At 70.6% G+C, this 19,650-nt stretch carries 21 protein-coding genes and 2 tRNA genes; 21 read left to right on the top strand and 2 right to left on the bottom strand.

Annotated elements, in window-relative coordinates:
- The first annotated feature begins 46 nt into the window (after nt 1-46).
- The 5 genes from ACIOFR_RS13695 to ACIOFR_RS13715 all read left to right on the top strand — a co-directional run bounded on the left by ACIOFR_RS13695 (nt 47) and on the right by ACIOFR_RS13715 (nt 6,544).
- Nucleotides 47-691, top strand: a complete 645-nt coding sequence (locus tag ACIOFR_RS13695) for a DedA family protein (protein ID WP_400996048.1) — start codon at nt 47-49, stop codon at nt 689-691.
- Between the two features lie 191 nt (nt 692-882).
- The gene (locus tag ACIOFR_RS13700; RefSeq protein ID WP_400996050.1) at nt 883-2,586 is read left to right on the top strand and encodes a threonine/serine exporter family protein; all 1,704 of its coding nucleotides are present in this window, start codon (nt 883-885) and stop codon (nt 2,584-2,586) included.
- Nucleotides 2,587-2,640: 54 nt separating this feature from the next.
- Nucleotides 2,641-3,735 (top strand): hypothetical protein, encoded by a 1,095-nt coding sequence (locus ACIOFR_RS13705; protein ID WP_400996052.1) that lies wholly within the window; start codon nt 2,641-2,643, stop codon nt 3,733-3,735.
- A gap of 160 nt (nt 3,736-3,895) precedes the next feature.
- Nucleotides 3,896-5,149, top strand: coding sequence for a C40 family peptidase (locus ACIOFR_RS13710; RefSeq protein ID WP_400996054.1), 1,254 nt, complete (start codon nt 3,896-3,898; stop codon nt 5,147-5,149).
- A 111-nt stretch (nt 5,150-5,260) separates the two neighbouring features.
- The gene (locus tag ACIOFR_RS13715) at nt 5,261-6,544 is read left to right on the top strand and encodes a GNAT family N-acetyltransferase (protein ID WP_400996057.1); all 1,284 of its coding nucleotides are present in this window, start codon (nt 5,261-5,263) and stop codon (nt 6,542-6,544) included.
- A gap of 83 nt (nt 6,545-6,627) precedes the next feature.
- Here the strand turns inward: ACIOFR_RS13715 and ACIOFR_RS13720 are convergent, their stop codons facing one another.
- Together ACIOFR_RS13720 and ACIOFR_RS13725 are read right to left on the bottom strand one after the other, a co-directional pair.
- Complete coding sequence (locus tag ACIOFR_RS13720) at nt 6,628-7,257, bottom strand: hypothetical protein (protein ID WP_400996060.1); 630 nt, start codon at nt 7,255-7,257, stop codon at nt 6,628-6,630.
- On the bottom strand, nt 7,254-7,829 hold the full coding sequence (locus ACIOFR_RS13725; RefSeq protein WP_400996062.1) for a TetR family transcriptional regulator C-terminal domain-containing protein: 576 nt from the start codon (nt 7,827-7,829) through the stop codon (nt 7,254-7,256). Before ACIOFR_RS13725 ends, ACIOFR_RS13720 begins: the two co-directional genes overlap by 4 nt.
- Between ACIOFR_RS13725 and ACIOFR_RS13730 the strand changes: the two genes are divergently transcribed.
- The 16 genes from ACIOFR_RS13730 (at nt 7,828) to ACIOFR_RS13805 (ending at nt 19,417) form a co-directional block, all read left to right on the top strand.
- Complete coding sequence (locus ACIOFR_RS13730; protein WP_400996064.1) at nt 7,828-9,705, top strand: recombinase family protein; 1,878 nt, start codon at nt 7,828-7,830, stop codon at nt 9,703-9,705. The genes ACIOFR_RS13725 and ACIOFR_RS13730 overlap by 2 nt on opposite strands.
- 463 nt (nt 9,706-10,168) lie before the next feature.
- Nucleotides 10,169-10,240 (top strand) — tRNA-Glu (locus ACIOFR_RS13735).
- Nucleotides 10,241-10,269: 29 nt separating this feature from the next.
- Nucleotides 10,270-10,344, top strand: a tRNA-Leu gene (locus tag ACIOFR_RS13740).
- A 152-nt stretch (nt 10,345-10,496) separates the two neighbouring features.
- Nucleotides 10,497-10,628, top strand: coding sequence for a hypothetical protein (locus ACIOFR_RS13745; protein ID WP_400996066.1), 132 nt, complete (start codon nt 10,497-10,499; stop codon nt 10,626-10,628).
- A 610-nt stretch (nt 10,629-11,238) separates the two neighbouring features.
- A complete protein-coding gene (locus ACIOFR_RS13750) occupies nt 11,239-11,685 on the top strand; it encodes a hypothetical protein (protein ID WP_051741654.1) in 447 nt (148 codons plus the stop codon).
- Nucleotides 11,685-13,322 (top strand): terminase, encoded by a 1,638-nt coding sequence (locus ACIOFR_RS13755; RefSeq protein WP_400996070.1) that lies wholly within the window; start codon nt 11,685-11,687, stop codon nt 13,320-13,322. Before ACIOFR_RS13750 ends, ACIOFR_RS13755 begins: the two co-directional genes overlap by 1 nt.
- A 31-nt stretch (nt 13,323-13,353) precedes the next feature.
- Complete coding sequence (locus ACIOFR_RS13760; RefSeq protein ID WP_255360247.1) at nt 13,354-14,730, top strand: phage portal protein; 1,377 nt, start codon at nt 13,354-13,356, stop codon at nt 14,728-14,730.
- Nucleotides 14,727-15,512, top strand: a complete 786-nt coding sequence (locus tag ACIOFR_RS13765) for a hypothetical protein (RefSeq protein ID WP_043471164.1) — start codon at nt 14,727-14,729, stop codon at nt 15,510-15,512. Before ACIOFR_RS13760 ends, ACIOFR_RS13765 begins: the two co-directional genes overlap by 4 nt.
- Complete coding sequence (locus ACIOFR_RS13770; protein WP_051741650.1) at nt 15,490-16,005, top strand: DUF4355 domain-containing protein; 516 nt, start codon at nt 15,490-15,492, stop codon at nt 16,003-16,005. Before ACIOFR_RS13765 ends, ACIOFR_RS13770 begins: the two co-directional genes overlap by 23 nt.
- Before the next feature lie 18 nt (nt 16,006-16,023).
- Nucleotides 16,024-16,908, top strand: coding sequence for a P22 phage major capsid protein family protein (locus tag ACIOFR_RS13775; protein ID WP_400996073.1), 885 nt, complete (start codon nt 16,024-16,026; stop codon nt 16,906-16,908).
- Between the two features lie 129 nt (nt 16,909-17,037).
- On the top strand, nt 17,038-17,367 hold the full coding sequence (locus ACIOFR_RS13780; RefSeq protein ID WP_400996075.1) for a hypothetical protein: 330 nt from the start codon (nt 17,038-17,040) through the stop codon (nt 17,365-17,367).
- Entirely contained in the window at nt 17,355-17,711 is a 357-nt protein-coding gene (locus tag ACIOFR_RS13785; RefSeq protein WP_400996078.1) for a hypothetical protein, read from the top strand. The genes ACIOFR_RS13780 and ACIOFR_RS13785 overlap by 13 nt, the downstream gene beginning before the upstream one ends.
- Entirely contained in the window at nt 17,704-18,012 is a 309-nt protein-coding gene (locus ACIOFR_RS13790; protein ID WP_400996080.1) for a hypothetical protein, read from the top strand. Before ACIOFR_RS13785 ends, ACIOFR_RS13790 begins: the two co-directional genes overlap by 8 nt.
- Entirely contained in the window at nt 18,013-18,393 is a 381-nt protein-coding gene (locus ACIOFR_RS13795; protein ID WP_400996082.1) for a hypothetical protein, read from the top strand. It begins immediately after the preceding gene.
- A gap of 25 nt (nt 18,394-18,418) precedes the next feature.
- A complete protein-coding gene (locus tag ACIOFR_RS13800) occupies nt 18,419-18,994 on the top strand; it encodes a hypothetical protein (protein WP_073924556.1) in 576 nt (191 codons plus the stop codon).
- A 120-nt stretch (nt 18,995-19,114) separates the two neighbouring features.
- Entirely contained in the window at nt 19,115-19,417 is a 303-nt protein-coding gene (locus tag ACIOFR_RS13805; protein WP_043471147.1) for a hypothetical protein, read from the top strand.
- Nucleotides 19,418-19,650 lie beyond the last annotated feature (233 nt).

Genomic DNA, 19,650 nt, shown 5'->3' on the forward strand with positions numbered 1-19,650 from the left:
TTTACTATTCCATTGCCAAGAGTCGACCTTCAGGAGCGCGCACACCGTGACCAGCCTCGCCCTCGGCCCGTCCTGGCTCGACCCGACCCAGCTGATCTCGACGTTCGGCCTGATCGGCATCCTCGCCGTGGTCTTCGCCGAGTCCGGTCTGCTGATCGGGTTCTTCCTGCCGGGGGACTCGCTGCTCTTCACCACCGGCCTGCTGGTGGCCTCCGGCGGGCGCTTCCTCAGCCAGCCGCTCTGGCTGGTCTGCCTGCTGGTGGTGGCCGCCGCGGTCGCCGGCGACCAGGTCGGCTACCTCTTCGGCCGCAAGGTCGGGCCGGGCCTGTTCCGCAGGCCCGACTCCCGGCTGTTCCAGCAGGAGAACGTGGAGAAGGCCGGTGCCTTCTTCGAACGGCACGGCCCCAAGGCCATCGTGCTGGCCCGCTTCGTCCCGGTGATCCGCACCTTCACCCCGATCGTCGCCGGCGTCGGCCGGATGGACTACCGCACCTTCGTCCTCTACAACGTGCTCGGTGGCGTGCTGTGGGGTGCGGGCGTCACCGTGCTCGGCTACTTCCTCGGCCGGATCGCCTTCGTCCGGGACAACATCGAGTTCATCTGCCTCGGCATCGTGCTGCTCTCCGTGCTGCCGGTGGTGTTCGAACTGCTCCGCGCCCGGCGCTCGTCCGCCGCCGCCACCCGCGCCTGAGCCGGCCGCACCCGCCCCCGCACCCGCCCCGTCCGAACCGGTCGGCCGGAGCGCCCGGACCGCCGCAGGAGAGTCTTAACCGCAGGTCCACCGCACCGTACATATGCACCGGACCGTTCGATCGGGCAAGGTGGGGGCAGACGGGAGCACACCGTGGCCGGCGCGGCCACCAGGGGCGGCGAGGAGCGGACGTGCCGAAGCAGGGCCGGCAGGGCGGCGGCAGTGACACCACGGCACCGGACGCGCCGCCGCCCACCGAAGGCCTGCTCGGCCCGGACACGCCGCCGATCGGGGCGCAGACCGCCATCCCGCTCGCCCCGGCCCCGATGCCCACCGACGGCCTGCTCGCCCCCGCTCCCGCGGACCAGCCCCGCAGCGTCGCCGAGGACACCCTCACCCCGGAGGACTGGCGAGCCGCCGGGTACACGCCGGCCGCCGGCACCGCGATATCCACCCTCCAGCCCGGCGCCCCCGGCGACGCCCCCTGGCCGGACCGGATGCGGACCCTGCTGCGCACCCCGATGGCGGAGCGGCCCGCCTTCGAGCGGACCTCCCGCGAACTGCACCCCTCCGCCGCGGGCCGCAACGTGCCGCGCATCCTCGACCTGACCCTGCGGATCGGCGAACTGCTGCTGGCCAGCGGTGAGGCCGCCGAGGACGTCGAGGCCGCGATGCTCGGCATCGCCCACGCCTACCGGCTGGACCACTGCGAACCGCAGGTCACCTTCACCCTGATCTCCATCTCGCACCAGCCCTCGCTCACCGACGCCCCCGTCACCGCGGATCGGGTGGTGCGCCGCCGCACCTCCGACTACACCCGCCTCGCCGCCGTCTACCGGCTGGTCGCCGACATCACGGCCGAGCAGGCCGGCATCAACGACGCCTACCGCCGGCTCGCCCGGATCCGCCGCAACCGGCACCCGTACCCGATCTGGCTGCTGGCCCTGGCCACCGGCCTGCTGGCGGGTGCGGCCACCTTCCTGGTCGGCGGCCGGGTCGACGGCAAGGCCTGGCTGGTGTTCGGCAGCGCCTTCGTCGCCGCCGTCCTCGGCGACCGGCTCGCCGCGCTGATCGCCGGGCGCGGGCTGCCGGAGTTCTACCAGTTCGTGATCGGCGCGATGCCGGCCGCCGCCTTCGGCATCGCGCTCTCCTTCAACGACCTGCACCTGCGCGGCTCCGTGGTCATCACCGGTGGGCTCTTCGCGCTGCTCCCCGGCCGGGCCATGGTCGCCGCCGTCCAGGACGGCCTGACCGGCTTCTACATCACCGCCGCCGCCCGCCTGCTCGAAGTCGTCTACCTGGTGGCCGGCATCGTGATCGGCGTGATGCTGGTGCTCTACGTCGGCGTCAACTTCAACGCCAACCTGCGACCGGACGAGAGCCTGGCCGGCTCGGCCGACCCGCCGCTGCAACTGGCCGCCGCGATGGTGCTCACCGTCGCCTTCGCGATGCTGCTGCAGACCGACCGCCGCACCCTGCCGATGGTGGTGCTCAACAGCGCCATCGGCTGGTCCACGTACGGGGTGCTCGCCTACAACGCCGAGATCTCCCCGATCGTCTCGACCGGGCTCGCGGCCGGCCTGGTCGGCCTCTTCGGCCAGCTGATGGCCCGCTACCGCTACGCCTCCGCGCTGCCCTACGTGACCGCCGCGATCGGCCCGCTGATGCCCGGTTCCGCGCTGTACCTCGGCATGCTCGCCCTCGCCCAGGGGCACTCCAGCGCGGGGCTGGTCTCGATCACCCGGGCCGCGGCGATCGCGATGGCCCTCGCCATCGGGGTGAACCTGGGAGGCGAGGTCGCACGTCTGTTCCTGAAGGCACCCGGTGCCACCGACCGCATCGCGCCGTACCTGCTGGTGCCCCGCAGGGCGGCGAAGCGCACCCGGGGGTTCTGACCGGCCGTTAGCCGGAAGGACCGAGAGCACCACCGAACGAAGGCAAGCACCACGATGATCGGCACCCTGCTGGACGGCTACCGCGAGCACATCGTCGCGACCCACAAGCAACCGCTCTTCCTGCTGCTCGCCGGCTTCATCACCTCCTTCGTCTGCATCCGCTTCAGCGTCCGGATGATCCGGGCCAAGGTGCGCTGGTGGCCCGGCAACATCACCCCGGGCGGCCTGCACATCCACCACATGGTCTTCGGCCTGGGCTTCCTGCTGCTCGGCGGCATCGGGGTGATCGCCACCAACGGCGCCCACCCCTGGATCAACTGGTTCGGGCTCAGCTTCGGCATCGGCTGCGGCCTGGTGCTGGACGAGTTCGCGCTGATCCTGCACCTCGACGACGTGTACTGGAGCGCGCAGGGCCGCAAGTCGGTGGACGCGGTGATCCTCGGCATCCTGGTCACCGCGTTGCTGCTGACCGGCTACGTGCCGCTCGGCGCGGTGCCCGGCCAGAGCTCGCCCACCGGCTGGGGCCGCTGGGGCCTGGTCGCGGTGATCTCCGTCAACGCGCTGCTGTCGGTGGTCGCCCTGCTCAAGGGGAAGATGTGGACCGGCCTGCTCGGCATCATGGTGCCCGGCCTGTCCGCCGTCGGCGCCGTCCGGCTGGCCCGGCCCACCAGCCCGTGGGCCCGCTGGCGGTACGCCGGCCGGCCGCGCCGCCGGCGCCGCGCGGCCCGCCGCGAACGGCGGCTGCACGTCCGGGCCGACCGCGCCCGTACCTGGCTCTTCGACCTGATCGCCGGCGCGCCCGACAAGGTGGCCGCCCACCACACCGCCACCCACCGGGTCGCCGAGCGGATGGCCGCCCGGGCCACCGCCCACCTGGACGCCCACGCGGCCCGCTCGCTCGCCCGGCGCTCGGCCCGGCTCGCCGACCGGCGCTCCGCGTCGCCGGTCGCCCAGCGGGCGCAGGCGTCCACCGGGCCCGACCCGGAGCGGGAGGACGGCGCCCGCCGCCGCCGCCGGACGGTGCACGCCGGACGGATGCGCACCTACGCCGTCCGGCCCGGCACCGACCGCCCGACCTCCGCGACGGGGCCGGGCGCCCGCACGCCCTACCGGCACCCGCGGCTGCCGCACCCGCAGCCCAGGCGCTGAGCGCCCCCCGCGCAGACAATCGGACAGATCACCCGGACGGCCGCATGGCGGTCTCACCGACAGGCCGCCTGCTCTGGGAAAATCACCGTGAGTGACCGATGTGTCACCTGGTGGGGCGTCGGGACCGCCCATCAGCCGCACCGGACGAAAGGCTGTCGCCGTGGCCCGCAGACTGCTGCCGACGCTCCTGCTCACCCTCGCCGGTGTGGTCGGGCTGCTGCCCGCAGCCACCGCCGCGCCCGTGCCGGCCACGACGGTGGCGCCCGCCGAGGACGCTTACCCGTCCGCCGAGGAGATCGCCCGCGCCAAGGCCCAGGCCGACGCCAAGGCCGCCGCGACGAGCACCGTCGAGGCCCGGCTCGCCGCCGCCCGGAGCGCCCTGACCGAAGCCGGCCGGACCGCCGAGCAGGCCGTCGAGGCCCACAACGGCGCCCAGGTCCGGTTGGAACGCGCCCGGACGGCGGCCGCCGCCGCCGAACGGCGCTCCGCCGAGGCCCGGACCGCCCACGCCGCCGCCGCCGAACGGGCCGCCCAGCTCGCCGCCGAGACCTACCGGCAGGGCGCCTCCGCCGAACTATCCGCGATCGACGCCCTGCTCGGCGCCCGCGGCCCGCGCGCCGCCACCGAGCAGGCCGCCGCCGTCGGCATGGCCGGCAGCCGGACCAGGCAGATCCTGGACGAGGCCACCGCCACCGCCGCCGAGGCCGACCGCGCCGCGGAGGCCGCCCGCACGGCCGAGACCGAGGCCGCCCGGGCCGCCGACGCCGTCCGGACCACCAGGGAACAGGCCGAAGCCCGGCTCGCCGCCATCCAGGAACAGGCAGCCGACACCGCCCGGCGCGGGGAACAGCTCCTCACCGAGCTCGCGACCGCCCGCAACACCACCCTCGACCTCGAACGCCGCCGCCAGGAGGCTTTGGAGGCGATCGCCGCCCGGCAGGCCGAGGAGGAGGCCAGAGCGGCCGCCCTGGCCGCAGCCGCGGCCGCCGCCGCCGTCCCGACCGGCCCCACCCCGCCCTCCCGGCCCGCCGCCGACAACGCCTGGTCCGCGGGCGGAGCCCAGGCCGCGGTCGCCTTCGCCCGCTCGCTGATCGGCCTGCCCTACGTCTGGGGCGGCGAGGGCCCGACCGGCTACGACTGCTCGGGCCTGACCATGATGGCCTGGCGCGCCGGCGGCAGACGCCTCACCCACTTCGCGGCCGACCAGTACGCCGAGTCCACCCCCGTCACGTACCGCCAACTCCGCCCCGGCGACCTGGTCTTCTGGACCAGGACCGGCCGCCCGGAGGACATCTACCACGTCGGCATCTACCTCGGCGGCGACCAGATGATCGAAGCCCCCCGCCCGGGCACCGAGATCAAGCAGGCCAGCCTCTGGATCATGGGGATCCCCGACTTCTACGCCCGCCCGTAGCCCGACGCGGCGGTGGGGTGGGGCGCACCGCCGTGGACAGGCCGGGAGCCGCCCGCCGGGGCGGGCGGAAAAGCAGGTGCCGCCCTGCGCGCCGCGCCGTACGGTGGCCGGATGGGCAACGTCGTACCGGGCCGCCTCGGCCACGAGATCGAGATCCGCGCGGTGACCGAGGAGGAGCTGCCGAACTGGGACCGCGCCATCGCGCGCGGCTTCCTGCGGCCACACGTGGACCCCGGTCTGGACTGGCGCCGGCTGCTGTTCGAGCCGGGCCGCTGCCTCGGCGCGTTCGACACCTCGGACGGCGGCGACCGCTGCGTCGCCACCTTCCGCAGTTTCGACAGCGAGCTGACGGTGCCCGGCGGCGCCGCCCTGCCGGTGGACGCCATCACCGCCGTCACGGTCACGGCGACCCACCGCCGCCGCGGCCTGCTCACCGCCATGATGGGCCGTGACCTGGCCGCCGCCCGCGAGCGCGGCAGCGCCGCCGCCATCCTGATCGCCGCCGAGTACAACATCTACGGCCGGTACGGTTTCGGCCCGGCCACCCAGAACCAGGGCCTGCGGATCGACCTGGCCCGCTCCCGCGGCCTGCGCACCGACCTGCCCCTCCCGGACGGCGGCCGGATCGACTTCGTCGACATGGCCGACCTCCGCAAGCTGGGCAGCGACCTGCACGAGCGCTGGCGCCGTACGCAGCCCGGCGCGATCAGCCGCCCCGAACCCTGGTGGCGGCTCACCACCGGCGACATCACGCTGCCCGGCTTCGACTGGAAGGAGCCGTTCGCGGCCCTCCACCGTGACTCCGACGGCCAGGTCACCGGACTGATCACCTACACCGTGGACGACAAGTGGGACGGCAACGTCCCCGACTGCACCCTCACCGTCCTGGACCACCTCGCGCTCGACCGGCCGACCGCCAACGCGCTCTGGCAGCTGGTCTTCTCGGTCGACTGGGTCCGCACCGTGGTGGTCGAGGGCCTCGGCGCGGACGACCCGCTGCGGCTCCTGCTGCACGACCCGCGCGGCGCCGGCCCGGCCGGCGAGACCGGGGACTTCACCTGGCTGCGCCTGCTGGACGTCCCCGCCGCCTTCGCCGTCCGGACGTACGCCGCAGCCGGCCGGATCGTCCTGGACGTCACCGACCCGGCCGGCTACGCCGCGGGCCGGTGGGCGCTGGAGACCGCCGACGACGGCACCGGCCGCTGCGCCCCGACGGACGACGCCCCGGACCTCGCCCTGACCGCGGCCCGGCTGGCCGAGCTCTACCTCGGTACCGGCAACGCCACCAGGCTGGCCGCCGCCGGCCTGCTCACCGAGGTCCGCCCCGGCGGCGCCGCGGCCGCGGACCTCCTGCTGCGCACCCCGCAGCAGGCCTGGAACCCGGACGGCTTCTGACGGACGGTCGGCGGGGCGCCCGGTCGACGGCCGGGCTGCTCCCGTCGACCGGAGCCCGCCGGCCAGCACCCGCCGACCGCCGATCACCTCAGGGCGAACACCGCCGCGGTGGCCGCTCCCAGGCCCGCGCCGGCGACGGTCTGCGCGACGGAGTGGTACGCCAGTGCCACGCGTGACCAGCAGACCGCCACGACCACGAGGTGGCCGGCGAGCCACCACGGCGAGTGGACGGCGGCGAGCATCGCCACGACGGCCGAGGCGACCGCGGAGTCCACGCTGATCTTCCAGACCGTGTTGACGGCCAGCAGGACGACGGTCATCGCCCACAGCGCGAGCATCGCCACCAGGATGCCGGTGGGCGCGTGGCCGAGGAGCATCACCGCCGCCCCGGCGCCGATCGAGCCGAGGATGACCAGGAAGATCGGGGCGCGCTGCCGGCGGTCCACCACGTGGCGGTCGCCCCAGGTGCCGCGCCGCCGCTCCCACTCGATGTACGACGCGGGGACGATCCCCGCGCACACCGCGCCGAGCAGGCCCCACGGGAGGCCCGTCCAGTCGCCGGCCGCCGCGAGGCCGATGCCGGGCATCCCGGCCAGCAGGGTGTTGCGCGGTTGCAGGACGTCGGTGACCAGGCGGGCGCCGGTGGCATCGGCCGTACCGGCCTTGGTGGCGGTGGTGTTGTCGGTGGTGGTGTCCGGCGCGGTGCCGGTCACGGGCGGACGGTGCGGCCGACGGTCGGCAGCACGAAGTCCTGGATCAGCCCCTTGGCGTCGCGCACCAGCGGGCGGAAGACCCGGTACCGGGAGAGGTTGACCACCTTCGCCACCAGCGGGGTGCAGCGCTTGACGAAGGCACGGGTGCGCTCGGTGTCCGGGGTGCGGTCGAAGACCCAGTACAGCACCACGACCATCAGGTGCAGCCAGAGCAGGTCGGGCATCAGCTCGACCAGTTCGGCGTCCAGCTTCGGTGCGAGGTCGGAGCCGCTGAGCGTCTCGCGGAACAGTTCGACCGCCGTCGCCCGGGCCGGGTGCGACTCGTTGGAGAACGGGCTGAGCGGGCTGTCCGGGTCGGCCGCCGTGCGGAAGAACTGGGCGGCGAACTCGTGGTAGCCCGCCGCGCAGTCCAGCCAGGAGGTCAGGGTGATCTCCAGCCGTTCGGCGAAGTCCCTGGTGTGGGCCATCCGGGCCCGGGCGTCGGCCGCGTGTTCGTACGTCATCCGGTCGTAGAAGCCCTGGATCAGGAACTCCTTACTACTGCAACTGAGGTCTAGTACGGTCCTGACCATGGGAAACACCGATACCAAGCCGTTGCACTGCCCCGTTGAGTGGGTGGAGCTCATCGAACGGGCCATGGCCGAGGCCCTGCCGGCTCCGCGAATAGCTGGGCCGGACAGCGTGCGCGTGGGGCTGCTGATCCGCCAGTCCAAGGCGCGCGAGGAGAGCGAGGAAGCCGAGGACGGCACCACTACCAAGACGCAGAGCCACGGAAGCCCCCGGGCGCAGCTTGACGGGGCTCTGCACCTGGTCAAGGCGCCGACCCACGCCGGGTGGCATGTGAACCCCGAGCACGTGTTTGCAGACATCGGTGTTTCCGGGTGGGCCCCCGGAGTGAAGAGGCCCGGATACGACGGCATGATGCACGCCGTTACGAACAATCTTCTGGACGTCGTAATCGTCTGGTCCCTGTCCCGCCTCTCCCGCAAGGGCGCACTCGACGTTCTGTCGGTTGTTGACGTACTGGCAAAGCATGGCGTCCGGTTGATCTCGGTCACCGAACCGTGGCTTGACACCGACCCGAACAACCCGGTCGGGCAAGCAATCTTGGGCCTGACGGCTGCGCTGGCCGCGCAGGAGTCAAACCAGAAGTCCGTTTACATTACGGCTGCGCTTGACCAAATCCGCCAGCGCGGCGGCCACGTCTCCGGCCTGGCGCCGTATGGCCTTGAAATCGAGCGCGTCCTTGTCGATGGTGTGAAGGTTGGAAAGCTCAAGCCGAAATTCGGCGTCGATGAAAATTCACTGCCCAGTGACCACGTGCTGGATATCATCAATTACCGCCGATTCAAAGGCATGAACGAGGATGAAATATGCCTAAAGCTCAAGGAGCGCGGAATTAAGACCGCGCGGGGTAATGCGGACTGGAACCGGCAGGCCGTTTACAAGATTCTCCGCGACCCCCGATATGCGGGTTACTCCATTGAGCCGACTACCCGAGTGGAAACGGATGACGAGGGAAATAAGAAGCGGCGCGTCACTACGTTTTACCGGGAAATCATGTATGGGCCGGATGGGGAACCGGTAATGCTGCATGAGGGGATCATCACCCCCGAAGAATGGTGGGAGTTGCAGGAGTTTATGGGGCGGGACGCCAAGAGCGTCCGGCGGCGTAAGGAGCGGGACGGCGAAGACTGGGTGGGCATCTTCACGCGGCAGCGCATCCTCACCTGCCAGACCTGCGGGCGCCCAATGCAGAGCAACCCGGGAAGCGGCAAGAACAAGTACCCGTTCTACACGTGCAACACGGGCCCTGGTGGCCCCAAGGGCGCGGGCAAGCACAGCCAGGGCGTCACAGCCCGACAGATTGAGGATCACCTGCCTCGGATGGCCTTCCAGCGCCTGGCCGGCATGGACGCCACCGACCCGGAGGACCAGGCTTTCATCTCGGCCGTAGCGCGCCGTTTCGCAGCCCAGGCCGACGGCGGTAGGCGGACCGCCGAACTCAAGGCCGCACGGAAGGAACTTGAACACGTCCAAGGCGCCCTGACCAACCTTTCTGCGGACCGAGAGGCGAACGTGTATGTGGGCCCGACCATGGAAAAGCAGTACAGGGCGTCCGTGAAGCGACTCACGAATTCAGAGGCTCGACTGATCAGCAAGATTGATCACCTTGAGGCGGAACTGAATGGACCGGTGGAGCTTCCCACAGAGTGGTTCTCGCCAGAGCGGGAGAGCGACCCAATCGGCAAGGGCACGATTTGGGATCGCTGGAGCCTGGATGACCGGCGGGACTTCGTGGCCATGATGCTGGACAAGGTGGAGGTCGCACCCGTCGGACGAAAGGGCAACCACATGCCTGTCAAGGATCGCCTCGAAGTTTTCTGGGCAGGAACCTGCGAAGACGAGGACGCGGAAGCAACGGACGACACGGAAGTCATGGCATGAGCTGAGCAGTAGCAGAGCAGGCCGGTGGCCCGGATCGCAGACCAACATCTGTGATTCGGGCCACTTCCATGTCCGGGCCCGGCCGGGGGCCGAGGCGGACGGCGCGAGCGGCCCCCAAGCGCAGAGCCACCAGAGGTCACAGGAGGTGAGAATAGGGGCTGTAGAGATGTAGTTATGTAGCTATGAACAACATCTAGCAACCACCCTAAGAGCCTCCGGCCTCTCTCCTCTGTGGAGTAAACCCGGAACCCCTTGCAGAACAGCATTCGTGCACGCGGCCCGCCCGCGCCGGGCCTTTACCACCCCCCATTAATCTCTCTGTAAGCGGGAAACGCGCGTGCGCGCAGTAACGCATGCGGCACCCTTTCCCGATCGGCCCCCGCCCGTTTTCTCGGGCGCTCCCTGCGGTAAGTCGCGTCTCTCCGGCGCACGCAGGTTGAGCGCTCGCCAGGGCGGGGGTTTTGGTGCCCTCGGCTAACGGTTAGGCCGCCCGCCTCTCACGCGGGTAGTGGGGGTTCGAATCCCCCGGGCACCGCATCGCAGTGTGAGATCTCACCCTGCCCTGTCCCGGTAGTCCAACCCGGCAGAGACGACGGCCTTAGACGCCGTGCGATGGGGGTTCGAATCCCTCTCGGGACACCCACAGGAGGAACCCCTTGCCCGGTACGTCCGGACGCCCTGGTGTGTCCGTGGTGAAGCCTTCGGCCCCCAAGCCCGTACAGCCCAAGCCTGCCCCGCCTCGGGTCGCTGCACCGCCCGTCGTGGTCGTGCCTCACCCCGTGGTGGTCCCCGTGGTCAGCGCCCCTGTGGTGCACCACCACGGGCCTGGCCGCCTGTCGGGGTGGGACGTGTTCGGCATGGTCCTGGCCATGGCCCTGGTGGTCACTGTGCTGGGGCTGGTCGCCCGTCGGTGGTGGGACTGAGTGCCCGGCTGGCAGGGCAGTGACCGGGCCAGCAGGCTGCCCCGTGACTGGGCCACCCGCCGCAGGTTCGTGATGGACCGGGCCGGTTGGCGCTGTCAGTGGATACGCACCGACACGGGCGGACGCTGCCCCGAGCTGGCAACGGACTGCGACCACATCACCCCTGGCGACAACCACGACGTGGCCAACTTGCAAGCGCTGTGCGGCTATCACCACTCGGTGAAGTCGGGGCGCGAGGGTCGCGCGGGCAGTGACGCGGACCGGGCCCCTGGTGGCCGATGGTCACGGATGCGTGAGCTTCCGAGGCATCCCGGTTACTCAGGGTAGTGGGGGAGGACTCCCCTCCCTTCCTCCCCTATCGCTACGCCATAGCAGGAATCGGCCTGGCTACGGGTCTGGGACTTCCGATCTGATCTTTCGGTCACCCGCTGTGACCTGGCCTTTCGGCCGGTTGACCCGGGTGGCCTACGCGCGCGTGCACGTAACGCGCGCACGTGAGCGGGCCCCTGGCGGGCGCACAGCGCCCCCGGGCGGGATTCCTCGGCCGGGCCCCTCAACGGGCCGCAGACGGCCGTACAGGACTCCGCCCGCACCCAAGGAAGGGGGCCGCTTGGCTGGCTTCGGGCCCCCGCCCAAGACCAACGCCCGCAGGACCAATGCCGACACGTTCGACCAGGACGTTGCCGAGGTCACCGCGGAATCCGTCGCCGCTCCCGAACTCCCCACGCCCAAGCGCTGGTTGTCGGCCACCCGGACGTGGTGGACCACCTGGTCCACCGCCCCGCAGGCCGCCGTGTTCGTCGGGACGGACTGGCAACGGCTGGTCATGCTGCTGCCGCTGGTCGACGGCTACCACCGCGAGAAGGACCCACTCCGCGCCGCCAAGCTGCTGGCCGAGATCCGGCAGAACGAACAGTCCCTCGGCGCCACGCACTTGGATCGACTCCGCGCCCGCATCAAGGTCGCCGGCTCGGCCGAGGGCCCCGGCGAAGCCGTGGGCCAGGGCGCCGAGGTCATCGACCTGGCGGACTACGCCGCCATGTTCGGGGGCGCCTAGTGCAGACCGGCAACCTTCCTTCCGGCCTGCCCGAGCGCACCCTTGGCTGGCACGTCATCGCCTGGTGCTCCCGGTACATCCGCCAGCCGGACGGCGAACACGCGGGCCAGCCCTGGCGGTTCACGAAAGAGCAGGCCCTGTTCGTCCTGTGGTTCTACGCCCTGGACGACGCCGGGAAGTTCTCGTACCGCCGCGCGATCCTGCGCCGTTCCAAGGGCTGGGGAAAGTCGCCCTTGCTCGCTGCGCTGGCCATTGTGGAATTCATCGGTCCATGCCGACCGAGTCCCGGGCAATTCGTCCGTGACCCGTTCGGGAATCTCCACCCTGCTGGACGCTCCGAGAATGCGCCGCATGTCCAGATGGCCGCTGTTTCCGTACAGCAGGCATATAACACGATGGACGCGGTTCGTGGAATGTTGGTCGAATCTCCTGCCGTCCGAGACTACAACTTGGATGTCGGGAAGACCGTCATTCAATTTGCGGATGGCAGGCCCGGAAAGATTGAGCCGGTAACTGCCAGCTCCGCATCTTTGGAAGGCGCCCGACCGACATTTGTCGTCGCGGACGAAATCCATCATTGGTCAAAATCCACTGGTGGGTTTGCCATGGCCCGAGTGCTTGCAAGAAATCTTGGCAAGCGGCCCGGCGGTATGGCGCGCATGGTCATGACGACCAATGCCCATGCCCCGGGTGAAAACTCGGTGGGCGAGCAGGAATACGACGCGTTCATTGACATCAAGATGGGCAAGGCCCGTCGGACCAATGACGTTCTGTACGACTGCCGCGAGGCGCCGCCGGATGTCGACCTGGCCGACCCGGACCAGCTCCGGGAAGCGCTGCGGGTCGCGTACGGGGATTCGACGTGGGTCGACCTCGGCCGAGTCATGGCCGAGATCTACGACCCCACGTCCGACCCCTCGGAGATGCGGCGCTTCTACTGCAACCACGTGGTCGCAAGTAGCGATTCGTGGTTGGACCCGGCCGAGGTGGACGCCGTGGTCCTGGCCGGCCTCGGTGGTGCCCCGGAGCCTGGCGCCCTGGTGGCGCTCGGGTTCGACGGGAGCAAGAGCGACGACGCTACCGCCCTGGTGGGCGTCGACGTGGAGACCGGCCACGCGTGGGTTGTGGGCGTCTGGGAACGCCCGGACGGGCCCGACGCGATCGGCTGGGAGGTTCCCCGGCCCGACGTGGACAAGGCCGTCCGCGACACCTTCGAGAACTTCGACGTGGTGGCGTTCAACGCCGATGTCGCGTTCTGGGAAAGCTACGTCGACCAGTGGGCCGAGGACTTCCGGGAACACCTTTTCACCAAGGCCAGCCCCAAGCACTCGGTCGCATTCGACATGCGCAACCGGCTGCGGGATTTCACCCGCGCCGCCGAGGCGACCCACGCCGCCATTGTCGAGGGCGCTCTTTCCATTGAGGACCACCCGTCGCTGATCCGGCATCTCAAGAATGCCCGGCGCCGGCCGAACAACTACGGCATCGGATTCGGCAAGCAGTCCCGTGAATCACCCCACAAGGTGGACGCCGCGGCTGCTTTTGTCCTGGCCCGAGAAGCCCGACGCACGGCCCTTGAGGCCGGAGTCATTGAAAAGAGGGCCCGAAAGGCGCCCGGCACGTTCGTGAGTTTCTAGGGAGTTTCACCTTTTGGCGGGAGCACTTGACGTGCTGCCCGGTGCTCTCGCCATTCGATCGGCGGAGTCTGCCCGGGTCCAGCGAATAGCAAGCGCCCTGCGTGGCGAATTCCGCGAGTCGTACATGCCCAAGACGTACGACCGCGAATACAAGGTAATGCGGGAACGGGCAATCGCGAACTGGCTTCCCCTGGTGGTCGACGTGACCGCCGAGAACCTGTTCGTGGAGGGCTTCCGCCGTCCCGACTCGGGCGACGACCTGTCCGTCTGGGACATCTGGCAGGCCAACCGCTTGCAGATGCACCAGACCGTTGTTCACCGCTCTGCGCTGGCCTACGGCGTCAGCTACGTCACCGTCCGCCCCGGCGACCCGTTCCCGGTCATCCAGTCGGCCCCGTCGACCAGTTGGACCGTGCACTACGCCGAACCCGGCGACGAGTGGCCCGTGTGGGCCCTGCGCCGGATGCGCTCGGTGCCGATGTCCGACGACTCGGACGGCACGCTGTTTGAGCTGTGGGACGCCGATACGGTGACGTTCGTCCGGGTGCCCGGCGACGGGTCCAGCCTGGACGACCCCTCGGCCGTCGAGATCCACGAACAGCCCGTCCCGCACGGCCTCGGCGTCTGCCCGGTCGTCCGGTTCGTCAACCGGCTGCCGATGGACGACGGCGCCGTCCCGGTCGGCGAAGTCGAACCGCTGATCCCCATTCAGGAACGGCTCAACGAAACCACCCTCGGCCTGTTGATGGCACAGAACTACTCGGCGTTCCGACAGCGTTGGGCCACCGGCCTGGCGATCCCGCGCGACCCGACCACCGGCCAGGCCGTCGAACCGTTTTCCGCCGCCGTGAACCGGCTGTGGATGACCGACAGTCCCACCGCGCAGTTCGGCGAGTTCGGCCAGACCGACCTGTCCGGGTTCCTCAACTCGATTGAGGCCGGAGTCCGGGGCATGGCCGCCATCGCCCAGGTGCCCGTGCACACGCTGCTGGGCTCCCTGGTGAACCTCTCCGCCGAGGCCCTGACAGCCGCGCAGGACGGCCTACGCCACAAGGTGGACGAACGCCGGACCCTGTTCGGTGAGTCGTGGGCTCAGGTCCTCCGCCTGGCCGCAGCAGCAGCCGGCGACCTGGCCACCGCCGAGGACACGTCCGCCCGCATCGTCTGGCGCGACACCGAGTCCCGGTCCCTGCCCGCCACCGTGGACGGCCTCGGCAAGGCCGCGCAGATGCTCGGCATTCCGCCCGAGGGCCTGTGGTCGCGCATCCCCGGCGTCACCGCTGCGGACATCGCGTACTGGCGGACCCTCAAGGACAACGCCGCCGTCGCCGGGGCCATGGCCCAGTTCTTCACCGGGTCCCCGGGCGTGGACGGCCCTGTCCCGGCCGCGCAGGGCCTGGCCGCATGACGGCCGCCACCGAGCTGGCACAGGCCCTCACGCGGGCGCACGGCGCCGCACAGGGCGGGATCGTCTCGGGCGCCCTACGGCGTGTGCTCACGCTGTGGGGCGTCCTGGACATCGAGAACCTGGACGACTCGTTCGCCGAGTATCTGCGCCTTGCGGAACCGGTGTTGGCCGAGGCCAAACACAACTCGGCCAGAGCAGCGGCCGGTTACTACGACATGCTGCGGGCCGCCGAGGGCGTTCCCGGGACCAGCCCGGCCGGGCGCTTCCTGGCCGACCTGGTGACCTCGGGCGAGATGGAGTTGAGCCTTGGGCCGATCGGCCCGGCCTACATCCGCAAGGCCCTGGACGGGGGCATGACCTTCGAGCAGGCCGCCCGCGCCGCGTGGGTCAAACAGTCCGGCCAGATGTCACACAGCATCCTCGGCGGCTCCCGCGACACCATCGCCCACCGCATCGAACGCGACGACCGCGCTATCGGATACCAGCGCGCCCCGTTCGACCGGAATTGCTGCGCGTTCTGCGGCGTCCTGGCCAGCCGAGGCGCCGTCTACAAGGCCCGTGGCGCCGCCATCACCGCCAAGAACGGCAAGCGCTACCACGACCACTGTCGGTGCCAGCCGCAGCCCGTGTTCCGGGCCGGTACGCCACTGTCCGACGCGGGCCAGCGATTCCACAAGCTCTACGCCGACCACGGCGACATGAACGAGGTCCGCCGCCACCTGGACGGCCGGACCACCAAGGCAGAGACGGAGAAACCGAGTGGCGGAAGCGCCGACGACTGAGACCACCCCGGCCCCCGAGGCGACCGCCCCGGAGCCCACCCCGGCGCCCACGCCGGCTGTCCCCTCGGCCCCGGCCCTGACGGCCGCCGAGCTGGAGACCTACAAGTCGGCCGTCGCCGAGCTCAAGGCCCTCAAGGACGCTCAGCTCAGCGAGCAGGAGCGCGCCCAGCAGGCCGCCAAGGACGCCGCCGACCGGGCCGCCGCAGCAGAGGCCGAGCTTGCCGACCTGCGGGCCGCACAGACACGCGCCAAGGTCGCCACCGAGCACGGCCTACCGGCCGCCCTGGCGGACCGCCTCAAGGGCGCCACCGCCGAGGAGCTGGCCGCCGACGCCAAGGCCCTGGCCGACCTGCTCAAGGGGGCCGCGACCCCGAACCTGCGGACCCGTCCCACCCCGACCGTTCCGACCGGCGGCGCCGTCGACAACGGCACCACGGGCGACATCGACCCCATGAAGCTGGCGGCCACCGTGCTGGCCCGCCGCCTCGGCTAAGAAAGGCCCTAACTCCCTTTGGCTGACCACGCTTTCAACCTGGCCAAGGTCTATTCCAAGGCAGCTATCCCGCTGCTCAAGGAACAGCTCGTCCTAGGCCGTCTCGTCTTCCGCGACGCCGAGCGCGATTTCGTCGGCGGTGTCGGCACCGTCGTGAACATCAAGAAGCCCGGCGCCCTGGTCGCGCGAGAGACCACGCTCAAGAACAAGGCGTCCATCACCACGGACACCGTGACCGAGGGCACCACCCCGGTCACCATCGACCGCCACGTCTACTCGGCCGTCGACCTCACCGAGGAGGACGCCAACCTCAACGTCGAGGACTACGCGAGTCAGATCCTTGACCCGCAGGTTCAGGCCGTCGCCGACAAGGTCGAGGCGAACCTTGCCACCGAGATGAACAAGGTTCCGGCGGGCGCCGGTTCCCTGCTGATCGATGCCGCGAACCCGTCCAGCGCCTACAAGGCGATCAAGGACGCCGGTATCGCGTTCGACAAGCGGAAGATCAACCGCACCGGCCGCATCCTGGTCGTCTCGCCGGACATCCTGTCCGTTCTCCTGGAGGACGACAAGATCATCCGCCTGGACGCTGCGGGTGAGGGCGGCGCCCTGCGGGACGCCAACATCGGCCGCCTGTCCGGCTGGAACCTGTTCCTGTCCAACCAGATCAACGGCGCGATCGGCTTCACCAAGGAGGCGTTCGCGCTGGTCGTCCGCGCGCCGCGCAAGCCCGAGGGCGCGACCTTCGCCGCCTCGGCCGACGGCCAGGGCTACGCGCTGCGGTACCTGCGGGACTACAACAGCGACACCCTGACGGACCGCTCCGTCGTGTCCACCCTCATGGGCGTCAGCACCCTGGACGCCAACCGCGCCATCGGCCTGAAGCTCAAGCCCGCCGCGTAACACCCCCGGGGGTCAGTGTGAGATCTCACGCTGGCCCCCGCCGAGTTGGGCGGAGGGCCCCTGTACGCAACCGCTGACGACGTATCCGCCCGCCGTCCCGTTCCCCTCGGGGACGCCGAGCGGGCCCGGGTGGCGATCCTCTGTGAGGACGCGTCCGCCCTGATCCTGGCCGAGGCCGGGACGCCCCTGCCCGAGGCCGCCCTACCGGTCGCCAAGGTCCTGGTCGTGCGCATGGTCGGCCGGGCGCTGGACAACCCCGGCGGGTTCACCGCCGAGACCATCGGCAGTTACAGCTACCAGCGCGACGCCTCGGCGTCAGCCGGCCTCGGCCTGACCGAGGACGAACGCGCCCAACTGCGGCGCCTGGTGGGCCTGCCGCAGACGGCCAGCCCCAAGGTCGGTCTCGGCTACGACCGGTGCGACCGACGCACCGTCACGGATGTGGGGTGGCCGGACTGATACCGCCCGCCCTGCTGGTGCACCGCGCGCTGGTCGAGAGACCGGGCCGCAGGACGGACCGGTACGGCGCGTCCGTGGACGACTGGTCCACGTCGACCCGCGCCGAGTACCCCGCGTGGGTCGAGGACCAGGGCGCCGAGCTGTTCGGCCGCCCGGCCCCCGGCGGGGTCCGTACCAGCCTGCTGATCCTTCCCCCGGACGCCGACCTGTCCCTGTCCGACCGCATCACGGTCGACGGCCAGACGTACCAACTCGCCCGCCCCGTACGGCTTGTGCGGACGGCCGCGGGGCCCCACCACGTCGAGGCCGAGCTGACCAACTACGAGGGGGTCAAGCGTGTCTGACGTGCGCGTGGAGATCGACGCCGCATCCCTGGACGCCATCGCCCAGGACCCCGAGATCCTGGCCGTGCTGGTCCGCAAGGCCCAGGAGGTCAAGGCCAAGGCCGAGGCCATCGCCCCGCGCCAATCCGGCGACTACGCAGGCAAGTTCAAACTCCGCTCCGGAGTGAAGAACGGCAAGGCGTTCGCGCAGGTCGCCAACACCGACCCCGCCGCGAACGTCATCGAACTCGGCGCCCGAGGCGGCAAGAACCCCAAACACCGCGTGCTCGGCCGGGCCTTGCAGTCCATCCGGGAGGACTAGTTGATCGTCTTCCCCGACGCCGAGGCCCTGGCGCTGGCCCACCTGCGGGCCGCACTTCCCAACCTGCGCAGCGGCACCGAGCTGCCCGCCGTCGCGGACGGGCACCTGTTTCTGGTGGTCGGCCGGACGGGCGGGTCCATGACCTGGCCCGTACTCGACACCGCCGCCCTTGACCTTGAGGTGTGGGGCCCCGACCGGGCCGACGCCCACGACGCCCTACAGGCCGTCCTCGGCGCCCTGCTGGCACTCGACAGCCAGCCCGGCCCCATCGCCTCCGTGCGGGTGACTTCCGCCCCGCAATACGCCCCCGACGCCATCACCGGCGAACCGCGCTGGCTGGCGTCCATTGACCTGGCCACGCGGGCGACCCGATCGGAGTAACCCCCTGCCCACCAGCACCACCCCGATGTTCCAGCCCGAGCTAACCCGTGTCGCTACCGGGGGCGCCCTCTACAAGGCACCGCTCGGCACCCCTCTCCCCGCCGCAGGTGTGGCCACCGACCTGACCAAGTGGACCAGCCTCGGCACCTTCACCGACGACGGCGTGTCCCATGAGTTCTCCGAGGACACCGACGAGATCACGTCCTGGCAGAACGGCGTAGTGCGGACCCTGGTCAAGGGCCGCAAGCTCACCCTCAAGGTCAGTGCGCTGGAGTCCAGTAAGGCCGTCCTGGAGACGTTCTACGGCTCCGCCCTGACGGCCGGTGGCGACTCCAAGTCCGGCGTCCTGGACATCAAGGCGACCGTCAGCCGGCCCCGTGAGACGTACCTGTTCGAGTGGCAGGACGCCGTAGGCCAGATGTGGCGCCTGTACATCGCCGTCGGCCAGGTCAGCGACGTGGAATCGCCCAGCTTCAAGAACACCGAGGCCGTCACGTGGGGGTTCACCCTCTCCGCCCTCGGCAACGCCGGTTCCCTCGCTCAGTGGCAGATCACCGACGCCCCGGTCCTCACTGCGGCCGGGATCACCGTCACCCCGTAACAGGGGTGACTCCAACTCCCCGAGGCGGCCCCGTGATGCGGGTCCGGGGCCCCTCGGGGTCAGTGTGAGATCTCACGCTGCCGACCCGCAACGACCCGCAGCACCACAGGAGATACCTACTTGAGCAAGCCCAACGGCGCCCGCTACCGCCTGGCCACCCTGCGGCAGAACGCCGCCGCCCGCCTCGGTGGCGACACCATCGAGTTCGAGGCCCCGGACGGCGCCGAGTTCGCCATCCCCGCCCCCGGATTCTGGGACGACGACGTGAAGCTGTGCATCAAGGCCGGTGACGACGTGGGCATGGCCCGCGCCCTACTCGCCGACCGCTACGAGGAGTTCCGCCAGGCCGGTGGCCGCGCGGACGACCTCGGCCTACTGTTCCGCGCCTACGCCGAGGGCCAGGACTCCACCGTGGGGGAATAACGGCGCTCGCCGACTACCTCACCGAGCACTACCCGGACCTGGACGCCGACTTTCGGCGCCTGTACCGGCTCGACCTTCACGCGGACGTGGGCACCCACGCCCTGACGTGGGGCCGCTTCCGGGACCTGCTGGCACGGCTTCCCGCCGACTCCTGCCACGTGCGGGCGCTCTCAGGTGAGGACGTGGGCGAGTGGACCCTTGACCGCCACCTGTTGGCATCTCAAATCGACCAC

Source organism: Kitasatospora sp. NPDC088346 (genome assembly GCF_044740765.1).
Lineage (GTDB): Bacteria > Actinomycetota > Actinomycetes > Streptomycetales > Streptomycetaceae > Kitasatospora.